Source organism: Stenotrophomonas maltophilia complex sp. Om-AH-Sm3, assembly GCF_059337855.1.
This window is the reverse complement of record NZ_JBYBLQ010000022.1, coordinates 1-20,449: the sequence shown is the minus strand read 5'-3', so window position 1 is coordinate 20,449 and position 20,449 is coordinate 1. Positions and strand designations below refer to the sequence as shown.

Below are 20,449 nucleotides of genomic sequence, written 5' to 3'. Positions count from 1 at the left end.
AACGGCCATCACACTTGCAAGGTCGCGTCTTCACCCCCACGTTTTCCGCCATCCCCAGGCCATCGACCCCACGGAGCGCCGCCATGACCGCCTTCGACCTGACGCCCCCCACTGCCACCCAGACCGAGGCGCTGATCGCTGGCCTCAGCAGCGAGGAGCGCCGCGTGCTGCTGCAGCACGGCACCGAGGCGCCGTTCTGCGGCGTGTTCCTCGACAACAAGCGCGAGGGGGTCTACTGCTGCAGGCTGTGCGCACTGCCGCTGTTCCGCTCCAGCACCAAGTTCGACTCCGGCACCGGCTGGCCCAGCTTCTTCGCACCATTCGACCCGTCGCACGTGCGCGAGATCCGCGATACCAGCCACGGCATGGTCCGCACCGAGATCACCTGCGCGCGCTGCGGCAGCCACTTGGGCCACGTGTTCCCGGATGGTCCGCCGCCCACCTACGAGCGCCACTGCCTGAACTCCGTCTCACTTTCGTTCACCGGCAATGGCGAGCCCTGGCTCGATCCGTTGCAGCGTGGCGGCGCAGAAAGCGGCGTGGCGGGCTGAAACACCCCGCTGACCGATTTCACAGAATTCCCTCTTCAGAAAACCGGGCGACGGGCCGACAAGGAGATATCCCCTCTCCTTGCGTCGCCCCATGCTCATCATCGTTGGATTCCTGGTCGTCATCATCAGCGTGATCGGGGGCTACCTCGGTGCCCACGGCCGCCTGGGTGCCCTCTGGCAGCCCTATGAGCTGGTCATCATCGGCGGCGCCGCGCTCGGCGCCTTCCTGGTCGGTACCCCGGCCAAGACGGTCAAGCAGACCCTGCAGGCCATGGTGGGTGTGTTCAAGGGCCCGCGCTACAAGCAGCAGGACTACATCGATGTGCTCAGCCTGCTCTATGAACTGCTCAACAAGGCCCGCCGCGAAGGCTTCATGGCGTTGGAAGATCATGTCGAGCGCCCGGCCGAAAGCGCGCTGTTCGGCAACTACCCCAAGGTGCAGGCCGACCACCACCTGATCGATTTCATCACCGACTGCCTGCGCCTGATGATCGGCAGCAACATCGAGCCGCATGAGCTGGAACCGCTGCTGGAACTGGAGCTGGAAAAGCACCACGCCGAGGCCATGGCCCCCTCACAGGTGCTGACCAAGGTCGCCGACGGGCTGCCCGGTTTCGGCATCGTCGCCGCGGTGCTGGGCATCGTCATCACCATGGGCTCGATCGGTGGCGACATCGTCGAGGTCGGTGGCCACGTGGCCGGCGCGCTGGTCGGTACGTTCCTGGGCATCCTGCTGGGCTACGGCTTCGTCGGCCCGATGGCCGCCGCGATGGAGGCCCGCGCCGAGCAGGACAGCCGCATCTACGAATCGGTCAAGACCGCCCTGCTGGCCTGCCTGCGCGGTTACAACCCGAAGATCGCGCTGGAGTTCGCCCGCAAGACCCTGCCGTCGAACGTGCGCCCGGCCTTCTCCGATTTCGAGCAGCACCTGAAGACGGTCAAGTAAGCCATGGCCGAGAACAAGCCCACCGTCATCGTCCGCCGGGTCAAGAAGGCCGGCCACGCCGCCCATCATGGTGGTTCGTGGAAGGTGGCCTATGCCGACTTCGTGACCGCGATGATGGCGTTCTTCCTGGTGCTGTGGCTGATGGCCACCACCAACAAGAACGACCGTGCGGCCATTTCCGAGTACTTCCGCAACCCCAGCCCGTTGAGCGGTCAGAGCGCCACGCCGGCGCCCGGCATGGCCGGCCCGGGCGGCGCCAGCACCTCGATGATCAAGCTGGGCGGTGCCACCGACATTTCGCGTGGCAACAGCAACGACCCCTTCCAGAACCAGAAGGAAGCGGTACCGCAGCCGGTGGACCAGCAGCAGCGCGACAAGCAGCAGCTGGAAGCACTGATGAAGGAGCTGCAGGAAGCGATCAGCAGGAGCCAGGCCCTGGAGCCGTTCAAGGACCAGCTGCTGCTGGACCTGACCCCGGAGGGCCTGCGCATCCAGATCGTGGACAAGCAGAACCGGCCGATGTTCGACCTCGGCAGCGCCACGCTGAAACCGTACACGCAGCAGATCCTGCACGAGCTGGCCAACTACCTGAACCACGTGCCGAACCGGATCAGCCTGACCGGCCACACCGACATCACCGCCTATTCGGCTGCACGTGGCTACGGCAACTGGGAACTGAGCGCCGATCGTGCCAATGCCGCCCGCCGCGCGCTGGTGGACGGCGGCCTGGAGGACAACAAGATCACCCGCGTGGTCGGTCTGTCTTCATCGGTGCTGTTCGACAAGGCCGACCCGCAGAACCCGATCAACCGCCGCATCAGCATCGTGGTGATGACCCAGGCCGCCGAAGCGGCCGCTCTGGCCGGTGCCGGCCCGCAGGTGGGGCTGTCGGCGCCGACCGCCGACCCGGACGTGCAGGCCGCGCAGGGTGAGGCGCACTGAACCGGGGTCAGATCCCTTTCCCCTGGAAAGGGATCTGACCCCACCTGCGTGCGGCCGCTACAATGGCGGTCTTTCCGTTTCCAGGTGACCCCACCCCATGTCCCAGAACTCCAAGGCCAAGCGCGACAAGCGCAAGAAGCAGCAGGCCAAGCGCCCGTTCCTGCGCCTGAATGCCCAGCAGCAGGTGCAGAACCATGCCGTGCTGACCAACGAAGACGGCCAGGTGGTGGCGGCCATCGGCCTGCAGGGCCGTGAATGGCTGCTGGCCATCGGCGGCCAGACCATGGGCAACGCCGAGAACCCGGTGCCGATGCTGGCCATGCTCAAGCACCTGGCCAACGTGCAGGAGAAGGAAGGCCGCAAGGTCAACCTGGAGTACTCCGAACTGCTGCAGAAGCTGCTGGACACCCTGGCCGCCGAATCCGGCCAGACCGCTGACGAGTACCTGGACAAGCTGGTGTCCGAGTTCGAGACCGTGGAAGCCGAAGAAGGCGAAGAAGCCACTGAGGCCGCCGAAGGCGATGTGGTTGAAGCTGCTGCCGACGCCGAGGCCAGCCCGGCCGCTGACAGCGACAGCAAGCCGCAGGCCTGAACCGGCCGCGGCGGTGACGGTCTACGTCGATGACGCGGTGCATCCCTGGCGCGGACAGCGCTGGGCGCACCTGATGGCCGACACCCTGGCCGAGCTGCACGCGATGGCGGCGCAGCTCGGCATCCCACCGCGGGCCTTCCAGAACAAGGCCAGCGGTGCCCATTACGATGTCACGGTCGAGCTGCGCGCGCAGGCGATCGCGCTTGGCGCGCGAGCGATTTCCCGGCACACCGAGCGCGAACTGGTCAAGGCGGTGATCGCCAACGCCCGGGCGCAATACCGGCCATAGGCCGCGTCGCGGGTTCGCCGGACACCAACCGGCACCGACCGGGTAGAGTCGACTGTTAGTCGACTGCTCTCCCATCCGGCCGCGAGAAACCCGCGCTGCGCGCGATAGTCGACTAACAGTCGACTCTACCCCGTCGGGTCGTCCTCAGCGGATCAACCCGTCAGGCCGCGACCAGCAGATCGTCCCCGCCGGGTCGTGCCCGGCGGATCGGCCCATCGCTCAGAACGGGTCGCTGCCCAGCCGGATTTCCACGTTCAGCAGCGAGCACAGCGCCAGCATCGCGTCGTCGTCACGGGTCAGCGCCATCACGCCGGTGAAGCCGTCGCTGCCGGTATCCACGCTCCACAGCGTGTAGTTGTGCTCGCGCAGGCGGTCAAAGGCGGTGGACATCAGCTGCACACCGTCCAGGTCCTCGGCGAAGTCCTCGTCATCCAGGTCGCCGCCCCAGTCCAGCTGCAGGTTGAAGCGCGCCGACAGCTCGTTGACCGCCGACTGCAGCGATTCCAGGTCGTCGCGCTCCACCTCGAAACCGGACTGCCAGGCGATGGCGGTGAACAGCGCCGGCAACCAGTCGCTGTCCGCTTCCAGCGGCTGCCCGTCCTCGGACAGGTGCTCGCCCCAGCGGTTGAACTGCTGCAGGGCCAACTCTTCGTCGCCCGGGTTGATCAGCACCAGCAGGTTCCAGACCCGCGCCTCGAATCCATCCTCGTCGAAGTCGTGGATGTCTTCCTCGAAGTCGAAATAGTCGCTGTTGTCGGGCATGGCGGAACGTCCTCTGGGGCAGGCCGGCATTCTACGGTTTATCCTGTGCCGCTGAAGCCGGCCTTGGTGGCCGTCACTGTGAATGAAGCGATGAGCGATACCCCTCCCGACCACCTGGCGATCAACCCGGCCAGCCCCTTCCATGATGCGCAGGCGCTGGAGCGCGGCGTCGGCGTGCGTTTCAACGACGTCGAGCGCGACAACGTCGAGGAATACTCGGTCAGCGAAGGCTGGATCCGCGTGCAGGCCGGCAAGGCCCGCGACCGCCGCGGCAACCCGATGACGATCAAGGTCAAGGGCAAGGTCGAAGTGTATTTCCTGGACCAGAAGCCGGAATAACCGCCTGTTCCGAGCTGGCGTCAGATCCCTTTCCTGCGGAAAGGGATCTGACCCCGCTCGACGGCGCATGGCCGCCGAGTCACTCGCGCTTGCGCGATTCCAGCAGGTCCAGGTTGCGGATCAGGCGCCGCGAGATCTCGTCGGAGATCACCCCGCGCCGGGTCAACCGGAACAGCTCCTCACGCTCGGCATTGAGGCCGGCGCTGCGCAGCTGGCGGTAACCCAGCTCCATGCGCCGGACTTTCTCCGGGTCCACGTCGGGCCCATCGTTGTCCTTCTCCAGGTGCCGCTGGTACAGCAGGCTCACCCGCGAGGCAGCGTCGTTGTACAGCTGCACGTTCTCGGTATTCTGGTTCATCACCAGCTGCTGGCGCATGCGCTCGACCCCGGCCAGCGCAGCCTTGGACGACAGCCGGCGTGCCAGGTCCTCTTCCTTGCGCTCGCCCGAATCGGCCGGCAGCTGCAGGCCCTTCAGCAGCTGCGGCAGCGCCACGCTGGCGCCGACCAGCGAGAACAGGATCACCGCCGCGGCCAGGAAGATCACCAGGTCGCGCGCCGGGAACGCGCTGCCATCAGGCAGGAACAACGGCAGGGTCAGCACGCCGGCCAGGGTGATCGCGCCGCGCACGCCGGCCACCGAGGTCGCCACCACGATGCGCCAGTTCGGTGCCTCGCCGCGTTCCAGGCCTCGGCGGCGTGCACGCAGCAGGTTCCAGCGTAGCGACAACCATACCCACAGCAGGCGCAACAGGATCAGCGCCAGGTTGATCACCACCACGTACACCAGCAGCCACCATGCACTCTGGTGGCCGGACTCGTTCATGGTGGTGGTGGCACGCTCGACGATGCCGGGCAGCTGCTCGCCCAGCAGCACGAACATGATGCCGTTGAAGCTGAACTGCAGCATGTTCCAGACGCCCGCACGCTGTACGCGCATGCTGCCGGAGACACGGCCGGTCAGCTCGACGTAGCTCATCGCGATACCGGCCGCTACGGCAGCGAGGATACCCGAGGCATGGATTTCTTCGGCCAGCAGGTAGGCCGCGAACGGAATCAGCAGGTTGACCAGCATCGCCGCACCCGGTTCCTCGCCGAAGCGGCGCCACAACCAGCGCTGGAAGGTGGAGACACCGAGGGTGACCGCCACGCCCACCGCAAGGCCGGCCACCGCCACCCACAGGAAGGTCAGCGAGGCCGTGGCCAGCGAGAAGGAGCCGGTCATCACCGCAGCCACCGCGAAGCGGAAGCAGACCAGGCCCGATGCATCGTTGAGCAGCGACTCGCCTTCCAGGATGTGCATCAGGCGCTTGGGAATCGGTGCCTTGGAAGCGATCGCGCCGACCGCCACCGGATCGGTCGGCGAGACGATGGCCGCCAGCGCAAAGCACACCGCCAGCGGCATCACCGGAATCATCCAGTGGATCAGCAGGCCGGCACCGATGACGGTGAACACCACCAGGCCGAACGCCAGTTCGAGGATCGCGCCCTTGTCGCGGAACAGGCCCTGCTTGGGAATGCGCCAGCCATCCAGGAACAGCAGCGGCGGCAGGAACAGCAGGAAGAACACTTCCGGCTCCAGCGCGTGGCCGCGGTTGAACACCCCGGCGATGACCGCGCCCAGGCCGATCTGCACCAGCGGCAGCGGCAACGAGAACGGCAGGACGCGAACCAGGTAGCCGCTGGCGACAACGGCCACCAGCATCGCCAGGACGACTTCAATGGTATGCATGCTTCTTCCAGGAAGCGGCGCGCGGGGAGGCTCGAAGGCCAGCGCCGGAAACCCGGAAAAAACTACCACATGCGGCCATGAGCGCGACGGCCGGGGCGGTCGCGCGTCAGCCCCGGCTCATGCCCCGTCGAAGCGGTACAGGTCCATGGCGAGGAAGCCGGCATCGATGCCGGCATCGATGCGGCGTGCACCGAAGCCGTCCTCGCCGGCTGCGCCCATCGCGAAGAACAGCGGCAGCAGGTGCTCGTCGGTCGGGTGCGCGCGTTCGGCGAACGGTGCCTGCCGGCGGTAGTCGAACAGGGCCTGGCGATCATCGGCGGCCAGGCGCTGCTCGACCCACTCGATGAAGGGCCGCACGTACGGCGCTTCCTTGCCGTCCTGGTAGTCGCCCCAGTCGTGCAGGTTGTGGGTGATGCTGCCCGAGCCGACCAGCAGCACGCCCTGCTCACGCAGTGGCGCCAGCGCGCGGCCCAGCGCGAACTGGTGCCCGGGGCCGAGCAGCGGCTGGATCGACAGCGGCACCACCGGGATGTCGGCTTGCGGGCGCAGCAGCCGCAGCGGCACCCACGCGCCATGGTCGAGGCCACGCTGAGGGTCGAGCGCCACCGGCAGGCCGGCAGCGGCGATGCGGCGGGCCACTTCTTCGGCCAGCGCCGGATCGCCGGGCGCCGGGTACTGCAGTTCGAACAGCGCGCGCGGGAAGCCGCCGAAGTCATGGATCGTCGGCGGCTGCGGATGCGCGCCGACCAGCGGCTGCCGACCCAGCCAGTGCGCCGAGGCCATCACGATGGCGCGCGGCGTCGGCAGGTCGCGCGCCAGCTCGGCCAGGCGCACGCCGACCTGGCCCGGATGCAGGGCGGTCATCGGCGAGCCGTGGGAGATGTACAACGAAGGCAGGCGGGACATGGAATGCTCCAGTTGCAGGATCAGGCGGCGATCAGCGCGAACGCAGGGTCCACTTGCCGTCGCCGACCAGGAACAGCACCACCAGCGCCAGTGCCCAGAACGCGGGGTATTCCCAGCCGCCGCCGGCATTGGCGAAACCGAAGCCGTTGGCGCCGTGCACGGTGACGATGGTGCCCAGCAGCAGCGGCACGCCGGCCAGGCCGACCCAGCGCGCGTAGATGCCCAGCAGCAGCGCAGTGGTGATCACCAGCTCGGCGCCGATGGTGAGGTAACCCAGTACGCCGGGCAGCCCCAGCGACTCGAAGAATGCCGCCGTGCCCGCCGGGGTGAACACCAGCAGCTTGATCAGCGCATGGACCAGGAACAGCACGCCCAGGGCCAGGCGCAGCAGGGTCGCACCGTACGGGGCCAGCGGCGAAACGGGAGGGGGGGCGGTGTGCATGGGAAGCACCTTGAAGGGAGTGGATACAGGTTATTGCTACTTCACGAGCCGATAAATACGATCGTCTGACGGTATTTATTTCATAAGGCGCAACAATGGACACCCTCGAGGCGATGCGCGTGTTCGTAGCGGTGGTCGAGCGCAACGGCTTCAGTGCCGCGGCACAGGCCCTGGACATGTCGACCGCCGGCGTCACCCGCCAGGTCGCGGCACTGGAAAAGCGCCTGTCCACCCGCCTGCTCCACCGCACCACGCGGCGGGTCAGCCCCACCAGCACCGGCGCCGCCTATTACGCCCAGTGCGTGCGCCTGCTGGCCGAGTTCGACGCGCTGGAGGCCAGCATCGGCGCGCAGGCGCTGGAACCCTCGGGCACGCTGCGCATCAACGCACCGGTCAGCTGGGGCATCGCCCGCCTTGGCCCGTTGCTGGCCAGCTACCGCGAGCGCTTCCCGCAGGTGGAACTGGACCTGGCCCTGTCCGACCGCCTGGTGGACATGGTCGAGGAAGGCTACGACGTGGCCATCCGCATCACCCGCGAGCCGAGCCCGGCGCTGATCGCGCGCCGGCTGGGCGAATCGCGGGTGAGCCTGTGCGCGGCGCCGGCCTACCTGGCTGCACGCGGTACCCCACAGACACCGCAGGATCTGCAGGATCACGCATGCCTGAGCTACAGCTACTGGGCCGCTGGCGACCACTGGCCGCTGCAGGGACCCGGCGGTGAAGTGAAGGTGGCGGTGAACAGCCTGCTGCACGCCAACAACGGCGACGTGCTGCGCGAAGCGGCGATCGCCGGCATGGGTGTGATCCTGCAACCCGACTTCCTGCTGGAAGACGCGCTGGCTGATGGCCGCCTGGTGCGCGTGCTACCGGAATGGGAGGCCTCGCCGATCGGCATTTTCGCGGTCTATGCCAGCCGCAGCCACCTGGCGCCGAAGGTGCGCAGTTTCATCGACCACCTGGTGGAGGCCGGGGTGTAGCCGAGTCTGGCGTTTGCCGGTAGTGCCGGCCGCTGGCCGGCAATCAGGCACGTCCCGGTCCTGGGCGAATGCCGGCCAGCGGCCGGCACTACCACTTAGGCGGGGACTTCATCCAGCGCGTCGATGATCCGCTCCAGCGGCGCCGGCCGCCCCAGCAGGTAGCCCTGCACCTGGTCGCAGCCATGCGCAGCCAACCAATCCAGCTGCCCCGGCGTTTCAACGCCCTCGGCGATGATGGTCAGGCCCATGCTGTGGCCGAGCGACAGCAATGCGCGGCAGATCGAAGCGTTGCGCGGATTGGTTTCCACGTCCGCCACGAAACTGCGATCGATTTTCAGGATGTCCAGCGGCAGGTGCTGCAGGTAGGACATGCTGGAATAGCCGGTGCCGAAATCGTCCAGCGACACGCGGATGCCCTGCTCGTGCAGGCGTTGCATGGTCTGCATCGCCTGCGCCGGCTTGCGCATCAGGCTGCTCTCGGTCAGCTCCACGTGCAGTGCGCCGCGGGCCAGTCCGAACTCCTGCTGGACGCGGGTGAATTCGGCCACCAGGTCGCTGTTGAAGAACTGCACTGCCGACACGTTGACCGCGATCGGCAGCTCGCCCCAACCGGCCTCGACCAACCGGCGCTGTGCCTTCGCCGCGGCGCGGATCACCCAGCGGCCCAGTGCCAGGATCAACCCGGTGTCCTCGCACAGCTGGATGAACTCGTTGGGCGGGATGAAGCTGCCATCGGCCTGCGGCCAGCGCAGCAGTGCCTCCAGCGCGGCCGGGCTGCCATCGCTGGCATGCCGGATGGGCTGGAAATACAGCTGGAATTCGTTGTCGATGGCGGCATGGATGCGACCGGCCAGGCGCAGGCGGTCGGCCAGCCGCGTGGTCACTGCCGCATCGAACCAGACCACCACGTTGCCCTCGGCACGCGCCGCGTGCGCGGCCTGCGCGGCCATGCCGATCACCTGCTCGGCGCTGTGGCCGTCACCGGCAGTGTGCACGGCCACACCGATGCGCGGTTCGAACTGGTGCAGCGAATCCTTGCCACGCATCGGCGCTGACACGATCTGCAGCAGGTCATCCAGCACGCGCTGGGTATCGTGCTCGGCCCCAATCGCGAACACGAAGTCTTCCGCCGGCTGGAATGCCAGCGTGCCGCAACGCGCCCCCAGTCCACCGAGCCGGGTCGCCATCGACTGCAGTACCGCATCGCCGATCTCGCGGCCCAGCGTATCGGCCACAAGCTGCAGGCCACGCAACTGCACGAAGGCGATGGTGTAGCCCTGCTGCTGCTCGTCCAGCTGTTCGGTCAGGGCGCGCACGTTGAGCAGGCCAGTGGCCGGGTTGTGCCGTGCCCGATAGGCCAGGTCGCGCTCGTAGGCCAGCCTTTCGCTGACATCCTCGGCCAGCACGAGGCACGCCGGCTGTCCATCGAAATCGAGTTTGGACAGGTGTGCGCGCACCTCGAACACGCTGCCGTCCTTGCGCCGGTGCAGGCGCACGGTCGCGTCCGGAGGATCGCCCACCTGTGCGCGCTGGATGGCACCCCGCACTTCGTCCCAGCCTTCGCGCGGGCGGATGTCGAGGATGCTCATCGCCAGGAACTCGTCGCGGCTGTAGCCGTACTGGCGCACCGCAGCGTCGTTGACCTCGATGAAGCGCAGCGTATCCGGGTCGAACACCCAGAACGGTGCAGGATTGCGGTCGAACAGCAGCCGGAAGCGCCGTTCCACTTCGCTCATCTGCTCGCGCGCCTGATAGCGTTCGCTCAGGTCGGTCAGCGCGCCGATCATGCGCCGCTCGCTGTCGGCCACTTCCACCCGCTGCCCACGTGCGCCCACCCAGCGCACCTCGCCCCCGGGCAATACCAGGCGGAACACCTGGTCGAGCACGGCGCTGCCGGCGAATGCCTGGTCAAAGGCATGCTGCAGGCGCGCGGCATCGTCGCGGTGCACGCGTGCGAAGAAATCGGCCACCGGCAGCGCATCGGTCTGCACGCCAAAGATCTCGCGCGCCAGCGGCGACCAGCGCAGCAATGCGGCGTCCTCATCCACGTACCAGGTACAGACACGACCGACCTGATGCGCAAGACGCAGCTCGGCGTGGCCTGTTTTCAGCTCCTCGGCCATCGCCTGCTGGCTGCGGGTGCTGCGCCGCACGGCGTACAGCAGCACCAGCAACACCGCGATGTAAGCCAGTACGATCGCCACCGACGCCTGCAGGTACGGCCACCACGGCGCCAGTACGTCTTCGTCGGCCAGGCCGACCTGCACCGCCAGCGGGCTGTGTTCCAGCGTGCTGATGGTGATGATGCGCGGTACGCCGTCGACCACACCCGGCACGCTGCCCAGCTCGACCACCGCCTGCGTGCCGAGCAGGTCACGGCGCGGCAGGCCGTAGCGGCGGCCCACCGTGCCGTGCGGATCAGGCACGCGGGCCAGCATGTAACCCTCGGCATCGCTGATCGAGACCAGTCCGTTGGGGCCGACATCGAGGCCGCCGACGATGCGTTGCAGTTCGCCACAGCGCAGCCGTGCCAGCAGCCAGCGTTCGCCGGCCATCGGCAGCGCCAACGGCACCACCCAACCGCCATCGCTGGCCCGCTGCGGCGGGCCGATGTACAGGGCGCTGCCCTGGCCACGACGCTGCGGGTCGGTCCACAGGGGCAGCTGCAGGTCGCCCTCGCCGGCCGTCAACGGTCGGCCATGGCGGTCGAGCACGGCGATGCTGTGCAGTTCGGCATGCCGGCCCAGCACCCCGCCGATGGAGGCATCCATCAAGGCCGGCGCCTGCGCCGGCACGCTGCGGAACAGCTCGGCGGCGTCGGCGGCGATGCCGGACATGGCGCGCTCCAGGTTGCGCAGTTCCAGCGCCAGCAGGCGCTCGCTGCCCACCGCCAGCGCCCGGCTCTGCCGCTGTGCCGCTTCCAGGCGGCGGTGGTAGTCATTGACCAGCATGAGGGTCAGGCCGGTTACCAGCAGCACGCCCAGCAGCACTCCGCCCCAGGTAATGGCGCGCAGCGGGCGGGCCAACGCGCGTTTCAGCGCGGGCATCGGCGGGTGTTCCTTGTGCAGTCGGCTGGCTTCATGCGCGAACGAATCCTCCACGTCCCCGACCTCAACGGCCGGTGGACGCCATTCTTGACGCCTGACCCGCCCCCGCATGGCCACCTCCCCGTGTCCGCGCAGGGCTCCAGGGTCCAGCATGCACCACCCCGGTGACGGCGTGAAGATCGCGTCTGCGCGTTCAGCCAGATCCTGCACAGGACGGGCGGCGCAAGGACGCGGCCAGTGGCGCCGGAGCGGATTAGACTTGGGGTTTTCCGCTGCAAGAGAAGTCCATGTCCAAGCTGCGCCGTCCCACCCTGGCGCTGGCCATCGTTGCCAGCCTGTCCCTGGCCGCCTGTGACCGCCCGGCCGAACCGGCCGCCGGTGCCACCGCGCCGGCCGATGCCGCCCCCGCTGCGGCCAAGCCGATGCTGGGCAGTTTCGGCTTCGATGCCAGCGGCATGGATCGCAGCATCGCCGCCGGCGACGACTTCTTCGGCTTCGCCAATGGCACCTGGGTGAAGAACACCGAGATTCCGGCCGATCGCTCGCGCTTCGGCAGCTTCAACGTCATTGCCGAGAAGACCCTGGCCGATACCCGCGCCATCCTTGAAGGGGCGGCGGGCAACACCAAGGCCAGCGGTGACGACAAGCTGATCGGCGACTACTACGCTGCCTACATGGACGAAGCCGGCATCGAGCAGCGCGGCGTTGCACCCGTGGAGCCGCAGCTGAAGGCGATCGATGCGATCACCGACAAGGCCGGCCTGGCCCGCGCCCTCGGCGGCGACCTGCGCGCCGACGTCGACCTGCTCAACGCCACCAACTTCTACACCGACCGCCTGTTCGGCCTGTGGGTGTCGGTGGACCTGCTGCAGCCGGACCGCACCGCGCCGTACCTGGTGCAGGGCGGGCTGGGCATGCCCGACCGCGATTTCTACCTGGGCGGCGGCCGCATGGCCGAGCTGCGCAAGCAGTATCAGGCGTACATCGCGCAGATGCTGCAGCTGGCCGGTGTGGCCGATCCGGCCGGCAAGGCACAACGCATCCTGGCGCTGGAGACGAAGATCGCGCAGGCGCATGCCACCCAGGAAGAAACCAATGATGTGACCAAGGGTGCCAATCCGTGGACCCAGGCCGACTTCAACGCCAAGGCGCCGGGCATGGACTGGAACGCCTTCCTCGACGCGGCCGCGCTGGGCAAGCAGCAGGACTTCATCGTGTGGCAGCCCAAGGCCGTGGCCGGCCTGTCCAGGCTGGTCGCCACCGAGCCGCTGGACGCCTGGAAGGACTACCTGGCCTTCCACGCGCTGGACCGTGCCGCCGCCTACCTGCCGAAGAAGTTCGCCGATGCCCGCTTCGCCTTCCATGGCACCGCGCTGAGCGGCACGCCGCAGCAGAGCGACCGCTGGAAGCGCGCCGTCGATGATGCCAACCATGCCGTCGGCGAAGCGATCGGCAAGCGCTATGTCGAGAAGCACTTCGACGCGAAGACCAAGGAACGCGCGGACGAGATGGCCAAGAACATCATCGCCGCCTTCGCCAAGCGCATCGACGCGTTGGCGTGGATGTCGCCGCAGACCAAGGCGAGCGCCAAGGCGAAGGTGGCCGGCCTGACCGTGGGCATGGGCTATCCGGAAAAGTGGCGCGACTACACCGGCCTTGAGATCCGCCGTGATGACCCGCTGGGCAATGCGCAGCGCGCCGAGCTGTTCGAGTACCAGCGCAACATCGCCAAGCTGGGCAAGCCGGTCGACCACAGCGAGTGGGCGATGCTGCCGCAGACCATCAACGCGATGAACGTACCGCTGGAAAACCGCCTGGTGTTCCCGGCGGCGATCCTGCAGCCGCCGTTCTTCGACGGCGCCGCCGACGACGCGGTGAACTACGGTGCGATCGGCGCGGTGATCGGCCACGAGATCAGCCATGGCTTCGACAACGCCGGTGCGCTGTTCGATGAAACCGGCAAGCTGCACAACTGGTGGACCGCCGAGGACCTGAAGCAGTTCAACGCCGCCGGTGATGCGCTGGCCGCGCAGTTCAGCAGCTACGAGCCGTTCCCCGGCGTGCATGTGAACGGCAAGCTGACCCTGGGCGAGAACATTGCCGACGTGGCCGGCCTGGGCACCGCCTACGATGCCTACCAGCTGTCGCTGCAGGGCAAGCCGGGCCAGACCCTGGAAGGCTTTACCCCGGACCAGCGCTTCTTCCTCGGCTTCGCCCAGGCGTGGCGCAGCAAGAGCCGCGAGCAGGCGCTGCGCAACTCGCTGCTGACCGATGTGCATGCACCGGGCCAGTTCCGCGCACTGACCGTGCGCAACATCGACGCCTGGTACCCGGCGTTCGAGGTGAAGGAAGACCAGAAGCTGTACCTGGCCCCGGACAAGCGGGTCAAGGTGTGGTGATGTAACCGGAACGGGCGCCGCAAGGCGCCCGTTTCACTTGCGGGTAGCTGCCAACCTTGGTTGGCGCTTCCGCGGCACCGCGAAAAGCGTGCCAACCAAGGTTGGCACCTACCAGGCAACCGCGGGCCACTCGCGCAGGATCTCCACCGGCGCGCCCATGCGTGCACAGGCGCGGCTGGCGAGGCCGTCGGGCAGCGCACGGCGGAACAGCGGCGCCATGCCCTGCATCAGCTTCGCAGACGCCGCAGCCTGGGCGCGCTGACGGCCACTGCGTGCAAGCATGCCTTCGGCCCAGTCCGGCAGCAGCGCCGCGCCCGCACCGAGGAACACCTCGCGCGACAGCCCCGGCACCGGTACCGGCAGGCGCACGCCGGACAGCACCTCCAGCACCTCGCGCGAACGCTCATCCACACGCAGCTCCGGCTGACGTGCACAGAAGTACGCCGCCACTTCCGCTTCGCTGCGCGGCACATCCGCCGCGCCCAGTGCCTCGGCCACGCAACGGTACTCGTCGTAATAGCGATCGGCGATGTGCGCCGGCACCTCGCGCCCGTAGCGTCGGAACCCCTGCAGGAAACCGAAGGCTTCGGTCACGTGCACCCAGGTCAGCAACTGCGGATCGTCGGCGGCGTAAGGCTCGCCCTGCGCGGTCTGGCCGCGGATCTGCGCATGGATGCGGCGCACCCTGGCCACCAGCGCCTCCACCTCGCCGCTGGGCGCATAGCTGGTGCCGGCAACGAAGGCCGTGGTGCGGCGCAGCCGACCCACCAGGTCCTGGCGGAAATTGGAGTGGTCATAGACCCCGGCCAGCGCGCGTGGGTGCAGTGTCTGCAGCATCAGCGCGCACAGGCCACCGGCGAGCATCGAGGGGAATTCGGCGTGCAGCCGCCAGGTGACGCTGTCCGGGCCGAACCAGCCCGGGTCGCCCTGCGGATGGTCGTAATCGATGCCGCTCTGGCCGCGCGGGAAGGCGTCCAGTACCCAGCGTCGGATCGGCGCGGTGACGGGGCGGGAGAGTCGCTGCAGCAAAGCCGGCATCACAGGTCCAGGAGAGGCGGAAGAACAGTCGCGTCTTGCGCGGTTGGCTCCGATTCTCGGCGATCACGCCTCCTGCGGCGAGCCTCCCCGCTCAGCGACGGTTTCATGTGCGGCCGCAGCACGTTTCACCCTGCGACATCCTGTCGCAGGCCGTGACTGCGATGCTGCGTCGCATCAATTTTCACTCCCACCGGTCAAACCCTTGCGCCGCTTGGCATTGCCCCCATTGCACGGCTCGCTGGAAGTGCTAGAACTGGATCCGCCACACCGTCCAATGCTGATCGACGCACGTTCCACAAGGAGCCAGCCATGATTGCCTTGTTCAAGGGTTTGGGAATTCTGCTTCGCGACAACGAGCTCTACAGCAGCCCGTTCGACAAACAGGTGGCGCACTGGCGCAACCTCAGCGAGCAGCAGATCCGCGATGAAGTGGCTGTGCTGGCCCAGGCCAAGTGCCAGTGGCTGATCGCCTCGATCATCGGCTGGCAGGCGGCCTCGCTGCTGATCCTGGGCCTGATCGCCAACTACCTGTGGCGCGACGACTTCCATATCACCTTCACCCGCGTGGTGATCGTGTTCGGCTCGTGGGTCTCGATCCTGTTCGTGATCTGGTTCATGGCCAACATGTTCGATCAGCAGGCCGGCTTCGAGCGCTGGATGAAGGCGTTCAACAGCCGCGCCCGCATCAGTTCCAAGGCCGACAGCGTGGAGCACGTGGCCGAGGCGCTGGACCTGGCCGAGCACTACCCGGAAGTGCTGGACTATAAGCAGGCGGTCACCGCCAGGCGCGAACTGCGCCACGAGGACATCCGCATCATGACCGAGATTGGCCGGATGAAGCAGCACTCCGAACTGGTCGGCCGCCTCAACCATGTGGGCGAGACCGAGCACCATCACGACCTGACACTGCAACCTGCCTACTGAGCCTTCAGGGAAGCGGGGGGACCCACACTGCCACCGTGATCACTCACGGTGGCAGTGTTCTATCGGGTCCTGGCTGACGCACTGGCGGAAGCCGTCGGGTAGCCCACGCATGGCCTCGGTCTTGCCTGCTGCAACGGCGAACCGGCGCAGCGGCGGTGTGGTGCACGCGGCATCGGAGCTGCACGCTGGGTCCAGCACCAGGTAATGGCAGTGGCCACTGCTGCTGGCAATGCACTGAAAGCGCGCCTCGCCATCGACCACCGTACTCTTGCTGTACAGCGTGTCCACGCCGTCGGCATGGGTGCGGGTGATCGAGGTGTTGCGGGATTTTTCGCAGCCGGCCAGTGCCAGCACGGCAACGCACGCAATCAGCAGACGGGACATGTTCATTCCTCGGTGCAGGGGGATGCGGCTGCGGCTACATGCCGCGGAACAGGCTCATGAACGGCTGGCTGACCACCAGCGTCTCCGTGCGCCCGCGCAGGCGCAGCACGCCGCGCCCGGTATCGTCGCGGCTGACCGCCGCCACTGCCTTCATGTTGACGATGGTCGAACGATGGATCTGGCGGAAGTGCTGCGCATCGAGCACTTCCAGCAGCTCGCGTAATGGCGTGCGCAGCAGGCTTTCGCCGCTGGCGGTGACCACGGTCGTGTACTTGTTGTCCGCGCGGAAGTACGCCACGTCTTCCAGCATGATCAGCTGCGTCTCGCGCCCGTTGCTGGCGGTGATCCAGGCCAGTGGCGGGCGCTCGGCCGCGCCCTGCGACGGGCCCAGCCGCTGCAGCAGGCGCTCGAGCACGGCATCGTCCTGGCGCGTCGATGGCAGCCGCGACAGGATGCGTTCGCGGGTGGCCAGCAGGCGCTCGTCGCTGACCGGCTTCAACAGGTAATCCATCGCGCCCTGCTCGAACGCATCGATGGCGTACTGGTCGTAGGCGGTGACGAACACTACCTGGGTGCGCGGGCTCAGCTCGGACAGCGCGCGTGCCACCTCGATGCCGCTGATGCCAGGCATGCGGATATCGAGAAAGGCGATGTCCGGCTGCTTCTCGGCCAGCTGCTCCAGCGCGCTGGCACCATCCTCGCACTCGGCCACCAGCGCGAGGTCCGGCCACAGCCGGCCCAGCTGCTCCACCAGTGACTGCCGCAGCAGGTCCTCGTCTTCGGCGATCAGGGCTTCAAGCGGCATGGCTGCGCTCCTTGTGCGACTGCGGCAGGGTCATCGTCGCTGCCACGCCGCTGGGGAAGTTGGCGACGATCGCCACGCCGGCCTGCTCGCCACAGGTCAGGCGCAGGCGCTCGCGCAGGTTCTTCAGGCCGATGCCGGTACCACTGGTGCCCTGGCCGAAGCCGAGCCCATCGTCGGCCACGGTCACCGTCACGTGGTCGTCGAAGCCGCGCGCCAGGATCCAGATCGTGCCGCCGCCGGGCTTGGGTTCAAGGCCATGCTTGATCGCGTTTTCCACCAGCGTCTGCAGCGCCATCGCCGGCAGGTGCACGCCATGCAGTTCGTTGGGCACCTGCACTTCCACCGCCAGCCGTGCGCCCATACGGATGCGCAGGATCTCCAGGTAGGCGCGGGTGCGTTCCAGCTCCACGCCCAGCGTGGACACCGATTCGTCCACCTGTGGCAACGAGCTGCGCAGGTACTGGATCAGGTGGCCGAGCATCTGTTCGGCCCGTGCCGGGTCGGTGCGGGTCAATACCTGCGCGTTGGCCAGCGTGTTGTAGAGGAAGTGCGGTTCCACCTGCGCATGCAGCAGGTTCAGCCGCGCCACCGACAGTTCCTTTTCCACCTGGGTCTGTTCGGCCGCAGCCTGTTCGTCGCGGCGCTGGTCGGCGACGCGGCGACTGATCGCGCGGGTGACTGCTTCGGCGTTCTCGAAGTTGCTGCCCTCGTCCAGCGCCAGCAGGTCGGCCCACCAGCCGGCATCGGGTTCGAACAGCAGGGTCACGGTGCTGGTGCCCTGCCCCGGCGTGACCGTGGCCAGCACGCTGTTGCGCTTGATCGCCAGCCGCGCCGGCAGGTTCCAGCGCGAGGGCTGACGCCCATTCCAGAGATCCACGCGGCGAACATAGGCGCGCACCTGCAGGCTGCCGGCCGAGCTTTCCACATCCTCCACGCGGGGAAGTTCGGCGATCGCCGCTTCCACTACCGAGAACGCGTGGCCGGCGTCCATCGGCAGTTCTATCTGGCGGCGCTGGCGCCCGGACAAGGTGGTGGCATCCAGGCGACCGGCCACCAGCCAGACCCGGCGGATATGGGTGATGGCACTGCCCAGCGCGGAAATGATCAGGAACATCGCCAGTAGGCCGAAAATCCAGCCCGGGCCATCGTTCATGCCACTGAAGATGCCGCTCCAGACCATGCCTGCGACGAACAGCGCCGCAGCCCAGGCCAGCAGATGACGTAACAGGAGAGAAAGGCTGGCGAACACGGCGGCGCCTTGGAGGAAGGGGGTGAGCCGAGCATAGGGCGGCCCGCCGGGCAAGCAAGCGGCCTGCGACGAAGGGCCGGAAAGTGCGGATGGAAGCCGTTCTGGTAGTGCCGGCCGCTGGCCGGCATCCCGTTATGTCCGCAAACCTGGCAGCAGTGCCGGCCAGCGGCCGGCACTACCGGTGCTTCTTACTTGCGCTGGTCGGCGCTGGCGTCACGCACGGCGCGGAACGACTCGTCCTTGCTCCAGTTCGGCCAGGCACGGGAGTTGGCCAGCTGGTTGCCCAGCGTGTACAGCACTTCCAGGTCGCGGGCGGCACCGGCGAACACCCAGTCCGGCTGCCATTCATCGCCCTGCTGGTGGTAACGCTTGGCGGTGTAGTCCTCGGAGGCTTTCTTGCCTGCGGCGACGCCACCGTCCACCCAGTCCTGGCCGGCCGACCAGGACAGCGCCGGCACGCCACGCTTGGCGAACGGGAAGTGGTCGGAGCGGAAGAACAGGCCCGCTTCCGGCTTCGGGTCCGGCGTGTAGCGGATGTCCCAGCCCTTGGCCACGTCCTTCAGCTGGTCCAGCAGCTCGAAACGCGCGGCGCCGTAGATGCCGAAGTCACGCGACGGGCCGAACGGCGCCATGCCGTCCATGTTGATCACCGCCACGGTCTTTTCCAGCGGGTACAGCGGATGGGTGGCGTAGTACTCCGACCCCAGCAGGCCCTTTTCCTCGGCGGTGACCGCCAGGAACAGCAGCGAGCGCTGCGGGCGCTTTTCCTTGGCGAAGCCACGGGCAAGCTCGAGCAGCGAGGCGGTACCGCTGGCGTTGTCCAGTGCGCCGTTGAAGATGCGGTCGCCACGCGCGTCCGGCTCACCCACGCCAATGTGGTCCCAGTGCGCGCTGTAGATGATCGTCTCGTCCGGGTGGCGGCTGCCTTCCAGGCGTGCGGCCACGTTGTGCGAGGTGATCACTTCAGTCTTCACCGCGTACTTGGCGTCGAGGCTGGCGCCGGTCAGCGGCACCGGGGTGAAGTCGCGCTGCTGCGCCTTCTTCTTCAACGCCTCGAAGTCCTGCCCGGCGGAGCGGAACAGCTCCACGGCCAGGTCGCGCTGGATCCAGCCTTCCAGCAGCGGGTGGCTTTCGGCCGGGTTGTCGCGCACCACGTCGAACATGGTGTTGGTGTTGGAACCGGCCACGGTGGCCCAGCCATAGGAGGCCGGTGCGGTCTCGTGCACGATCAGCACGCCCAGTGCACCCTGGCGCGCGCCCTCCTCGTACTTGTAGGTCCAGCGGCCGTAATAGGTCATGCCCTTGCCGTCGAAATCACCCTGGCCGGTCTCGAAGTCCGGATCGTTGATCAGTACGACGGCGATCTTGCCCTTCAGGTCCACGCCCTTGAAGTCGTCCCAGTTGCGCTCCGGCGCTTTCACGCCATAGCCGAGGAACACCAGCGGGGCCTTGCTGATGTCGACGTTGCTGGCGCCGTTCATGGCGGCGCGCACGGCAATCTGCTTGCCCTGCTCCAGCGGCACGGTCTTGCCGCCCTGGTGCAGCGCCAGCTGCGGTGTGCCGACGATATCGCCCTTGCGCAGCGGCACGGCCTGGGTCCACAGGCGCTTGCCGTCCTTCAGGTCGCCGCCCGGCTGCAGCCCGGCATCGGCGAACTGCTTGCTGAGATAGGCGATGGTCTTCTCTTCGCCGGCGGTGGCCGGCGAGCGGCCTTCGTAGGCGTCGGAGGCCAGTTCCTTGACGTCGGCGGAGATCCGCGCGCCATCGAATTTCGGGGTGGCCGCCATCAGTGCGCTCGACACCGACAGGGCCAGCACGCCCAATACCACTCGTTTCATTGCTCTCTCCAGCAGGGAAATCCTTCTGGAGTGTAATGGGATTCGGCAGGGCTGCGCCCTGCACCTGCCGACACAACGGCAACAGCCGAAGCAACAGCAAAGGCTGGTTTCCTGAGGGTAGGCGGGGTGGGTCCGGTTGCGGGGGACGCCGTAAATACGTCCATGTAGCAACTGTGTTGACGGAGGGGCCTGGCCCCTCCATGAGACGGGCACGGTAGTGCCGGCCGCTGGCCGGCAGCCTTTTGGGGCACGCGCAGGCTGGCTTCAGGCGGGGATCGATCCGCCTTGAG

Annotated in this window: 19 protein-coding genes; 9 read left to right on the top strand and 10 right to left on the bottom strand. The window is 67.5% G+C overall.

Translation table 11 applies throughout. The features are described 5' to 3' along the window. Window positions 1-83: 83 nt before the first annotated feature. From msrB to AC10QF_RS18580, 5 genes are all read left to right on the top strand, one after another. Window positions 84-551, top strand: a complete 468-nt coding sequence (gene msrB, locus AC10QF_RS18600) for a peptide-methionine (R)-S-oxide reductase MsrB (protein WP_494542665.1) — start codon at window positions 84-86, stop codon at window positions 549-551. A 91-nt stretch (window positions 552-642) separates the two neighbouring features. Further along, window positions 643-1,497: a flagellar motor stator protein MotA gene (gene motA / locus AC10QF_RS18595; protein ID WP_005407915.1), complete on the top strand. Its 855-nt coding sequence runs from the start codon at window positions 643-645 to the stop codon at window positions 1,495-1,497. A gap of 3 nt (window positions 1,498-1,500) precedes the next feature. After that, window positions 1,501-2,439 (top strand): flagellar motor protein MotB, encoded by a 939-nt coding sequence (gene motB / locus AC10QF_RS18590; RefSeq protein WP_065179271.1) that lies wholly within the window; start codon window positions 1,501-1,503, stop codon window positions 2,437-2,439. A 97-nt stretch (window positions 2,440-2,536) separates the two neighbouring features. Further along, the gene (locus AC10QF_RS18585) at window positions 2,537-3,031 is read left to right on the top strand and encodes a hypothetical protein (RefSeq protein ID WP_494542664.1); all 495 of its coding nucleotides are present in this window, start codon (window positions 2,537-2,539) and stop codon (window positions 3,029-3,031) included. 13 nt (window positions 3,032-3,044) lie between these two features. After that, a complete protein-coding gene (locus tag AC10QF_RS18580) occupies window positions 3,045-3,320 on the top strand; it encodes a DUF4031 domain-containing protein (RefSeq protein WP_061478631.1) in 276 nt (91 codons plus the stop codon). 219 nt (window positions 3,321-3,539) lie between these two features. On the opposite strand, the gene AC10QF_RS18575 is transcribed toward AC10QF_RS18580, so the two are convergent. Next, the gene (locus tag AC10QF_RS18575) at window positions 3,540-4,082 is read right to left on the bottom strand and encodes a DUF6630 family protein (protein WP_494542663.1); all 543 of its coding nucleotides are present in this window, start codon (window positions 4,080-4,082) and stop codon (window positions 3,540-3,542) included. 90 nt (window positions 4,083-4,172) lie between these two features. On the opposite strand from AC10QF_RS18575, the gene AC10QF_RS18570 reads away from it, so the two are divergent. Then, entirely contained in the window at window positions 4,173-4,421 is a 249-nt protein-coding gene (locus tag AC10QF_RS18570; RefSeq protein ID WP_005415112.1) for a DUF3297 family protein, read from the top strand. A gap of 79 nt (window positions 4,422-4,500) precedes the next feature. Here the strand turns inward: AC10QF_RS18570 and AC10QF_RS18565 are convergent, their stop codons facing one another. From AC10QF_RS18565 to AC10QF_RS18555, 3 genes are all read right to left on the bottom strand, one after another. Then, window positions 4,501-6,150 carry a Na+/H+ antiporter gene (locus AC10QF_RS18565; RefSeq protein ID WP_005415111.1) on the bottom strand — a complete coding sequence of 550 codons (1,650 nt, stop codon included), beginning with the start codon at window positions 6,148-6,150 and terminating at the stop codon, window positions 4,501-4,503. Between the two features lie 117 nt (window positions 6,151-6,267). After that, a complete protein-coding gene (locus AC10QF_RS18560; protein WP_111129474.1) occupies window positions 6,268-7,056 on the bottom strand; it encodes a dioxygenase family protein in 789 nt (262 codons plus the stop codon). A gap of 31 nt (window positions 7,057-7,087) precedes the next feature. Then, window positions 7,088-7,498, bottom strand: coding sequence for a DoxX family protein (locus AC10QF_RS18555; RefSeq protein WP_065196179.1), 411 nt, complete (start codon window positions 7,496-7,498; stop codon window positions 7,088-7,090). Window positions 7,499-7,593: 95 nt separating this feature from the next. Between AC10QF_RS18555 and AC10QF_RS18550 the strand changes: the two genes are divergently transcribed. Next, on the top strand, window positions 7,594-8,475 hold the full coding sequence (locus tag AC10QF_RS18550; RefSeq protein WP_111178397.1) for a LysR family transcriptional regulator: 882 nt from the start codon (window positions 7,594-7,596) through the stop codon (window positions 8,473-8,475). Window positions 8,476-8,570: 95 nt separating this feature from the next. Here AC10QF_RS18550 and AC10QF_RS18545 read toward each other — a convergent pair whose 3' ends face one another. Next, window positions 8,571-11,633 carry a bifunctional diguanylate cyclase/phosphodiesterase gene (locus AC10QF_RS18545; RefSeq protein ID WP_494542662.1) on the bottom strand — a complete coding sequence of 1,021 codons (3,063 nt, stop codon included), beginning with the start codon at window positions 11,631-11,633 and terminating at the stop codon, window positions 8,571-8,573. A gap of 176 nt (window positions 11,634-11,809) precedes the next feature. On the opposite strand from AC10QF_RS18545, the gene AC10QF_RS18540 reads away from it, so the two are divergent. After that, a complete protein-coding gene (locus tag AC10QF_RS18540; RefSeq protein WP_494542661.1) occupies window positions 11,810-13,921 on the top strand; it encodes a M13 family metallopeptidase in 2,112 nt (703 codons plus the stop codon). Between the two features lie 108 nt (window positions 13,922-14,029). Here the strand turns inward: AC10QF_RS18540 and AC10QF_RS18535 are convergent, their stop codons facing one another. Then, a complete protein-coding gene (locus AC10QF_RS18535) occupies window positions 14,030-14,959 on the bottom strand; it encodes an oxygenase MpaB family protein (protein ID WP_494542660.1) in 930 nt (309 codons plus the stop codon). 309 nt (window positions 14,960-15,268) lie between these two features. On the opposite strand from AC10QF_RS18535, the gene AC10QF_RS18530 reads away from it, so the two are divergent. Beyond that, window positions 15,269-15,883 carry a hypothetical protein gene (locus AC10QF_RS18530; protein ID WP_494542659.1) on the top strand — a complete coding sequence of 205 codons (615 nt, stop codon included), beginning with the start codon at window positions 15,269-15,271 and terminating at the stop codon, window positions 15,881-15,883. A gap of 39 nt (window positions 15,884-15,922) precedes the next feature. On the opposite strand, the gene AC10QF_RS18525 is transcribed toward AC10QF_RS18530, so the two are convergent. The 4 genes from AC10QF_RS18525 to AC10QF_RS18510 form a co-directional block, all read right to left on the bottom strand. Next, window positions 15,923-16,267, bottom strand: coding sequence for a hypothetical protein (locus tag AC10QF_RS18525; protein ID WP_494542658.1), 345 nt, complete (start codon window positions 16,265-16,267; stop codon window positions 15,923-15,925). Window positions 16,268-16,301: 34 nt separating this feature from the next. Beyond that, window positions 16,302-17,072: a LytR/AlgR family response regulator transcription factor gene (locus AC10QF_RS18520; RefSeq protein ID WP_494542657.1), complete on the bottom strand. Its 771-nt coding sequence runs from the start codon at window positions 17,070-17,072 to the stop codon at window positions 16,302-16,304. Continuing rightward, entirely contained in the window at window positions 17,062-18,321 is a 1,260-nt protein-coding gene (locus tag AC10QF_RS18515; protein WP_021204365.1) for a sensor histidine kinase, read from the bottom strand. Before AC10QF_RS18515 ends, AC10QF_RS18520 begins: the two co-directional genes overlap by 11 nt. Before the next feature lie 188 nt (window positions 18,322-18,509). Next, window positions 18,510-20,159, bottom strand: coding sequence for a M28 family metallopeptidase (locus AC10QF_RS18510; RefSeq protein ID WP_494542656.1), 1,650 nt, complete (start codon window positions 20,157-20,159; stop codon window positions 18,510-18,512). Between the last annotated feature and the right edge of the window lie 290 nt (window positions 20,160-20,449).

Coding starts and splice junctions, on each gene's coding strand:
- msrB (WP_494542665.1), top strand. CDS start 84: ATGACCGCCTTCGACCTGACGCCCCCCACTGCCACCCAGACCGAGGCG.
- AC10QF_RS18520 (WP_494542657.1), bottom strand. CDS start 17,072: ATGCCGCTTGAAGCCCTGATCGCCGAAGACGAGGACCTGCTGCGGCAG.
- AC10QF_RS18510 (WP_494542656.1), bottom strand. CDS start 20,159: ATGAAACGAGTGGTATTGGGCGTGCTGGCCCTGTCGGTGTCGAGCGCA.
- AC10QF_RS18540 (WP_494542661.1), top strand. CDS start 11,810: ATGTCCAAGCTGCGCCGTCCCACCCTGGCGCTGGCCATCGTTGCCAGC.
- AC10QF_RS18525 (WP_494542658.1), bottom strand. CDS start 16,267: ATGTCCCGTCTGCTGATTGCGTGCGTTGCCGTGCTGGCACTGGCCGGC.
- AC10QF_RS18565 (WP_005415111.1), bottom strand. CDS start 6,150: ATGCATACCATTGAAGTCGTCCTGGCGATGCTGGTGGCCGTTGTCGCC.
- AC10QF_RS18570 (WP_005415112.1), top strand. CDS start 4,173: ATGAGCGATACCCCTCCCGACCACCTGGCGATCAACCCGGCCAGCCCC.
- AC10QF_RS18535 (WP_494542660.1), bottom strand. CDS start 14,959: ATGCCGGCTTTGCTGCAGCGACTCTCCCGCCCCGTCACCGCGCCGATC.
- AC10QF_RS18560 (WP_111129474.1), bottom strand. CDS start 7,056: ATGTCCCGCCTGCCTTCGTTGTACATCTCCCACGGCTCGCCGATGACC.
- motB (WP_065179271.1), top strand. CDS start 1,501: ATGGCCGAGAACAAGCCCACCGTCATCGTCCGCCGGGTCAAGAAGGCC.
- AC10QF_RS18555 (WP_065196179.1), bottom strand. CDS start 7,498: ATGCACACCGCCCCCCCTCCCGTTTCGCCGCTGGCCCCGTACGGTGCG.
- AC10QF_RS18575 (WP_494542663.1), bottom strand. CDS start 4,082: ATGCCCGACAACAGCGACTATTTCGACTTCGAGGAAGACATCCACGAC.
- AC10QF_RS18530 (WP_494542659.1), top strand. CDS start 15,269: ATGATTGCCTTGTTCAAGGGTTTGGGAATTCTGCTTCGCGACAACGAG.
- AC10QF_RS18550 (WP_111178397.1), top strand. CDS start 7,594: ATGGACACCCTCGAGGCGATGCGCGTGTTCGTAGCGGTGGTCGAGCGC.
- AC10QF_RS18545 (WP_494542662.1), bottom strand. CDS start 11,633: ATGCGGGGGCGGGTCAGGCGTCAAGAATGGCGTCCACCGGCCGTTGAG.
- AC10QF_RS18585 (WP_494542664.1), top strand. CDS start 2,537: ATGTCCCAGAACTCCAAGGCCAAGCGCGACAAGCGCAAGAAGCAGCAG.
- motA (WP_005407915.1), top strand. CDS start 643: ATGCTCATCATCGTTGGATTCCTGGTCGTCATCATCAGCGTGATCGGG.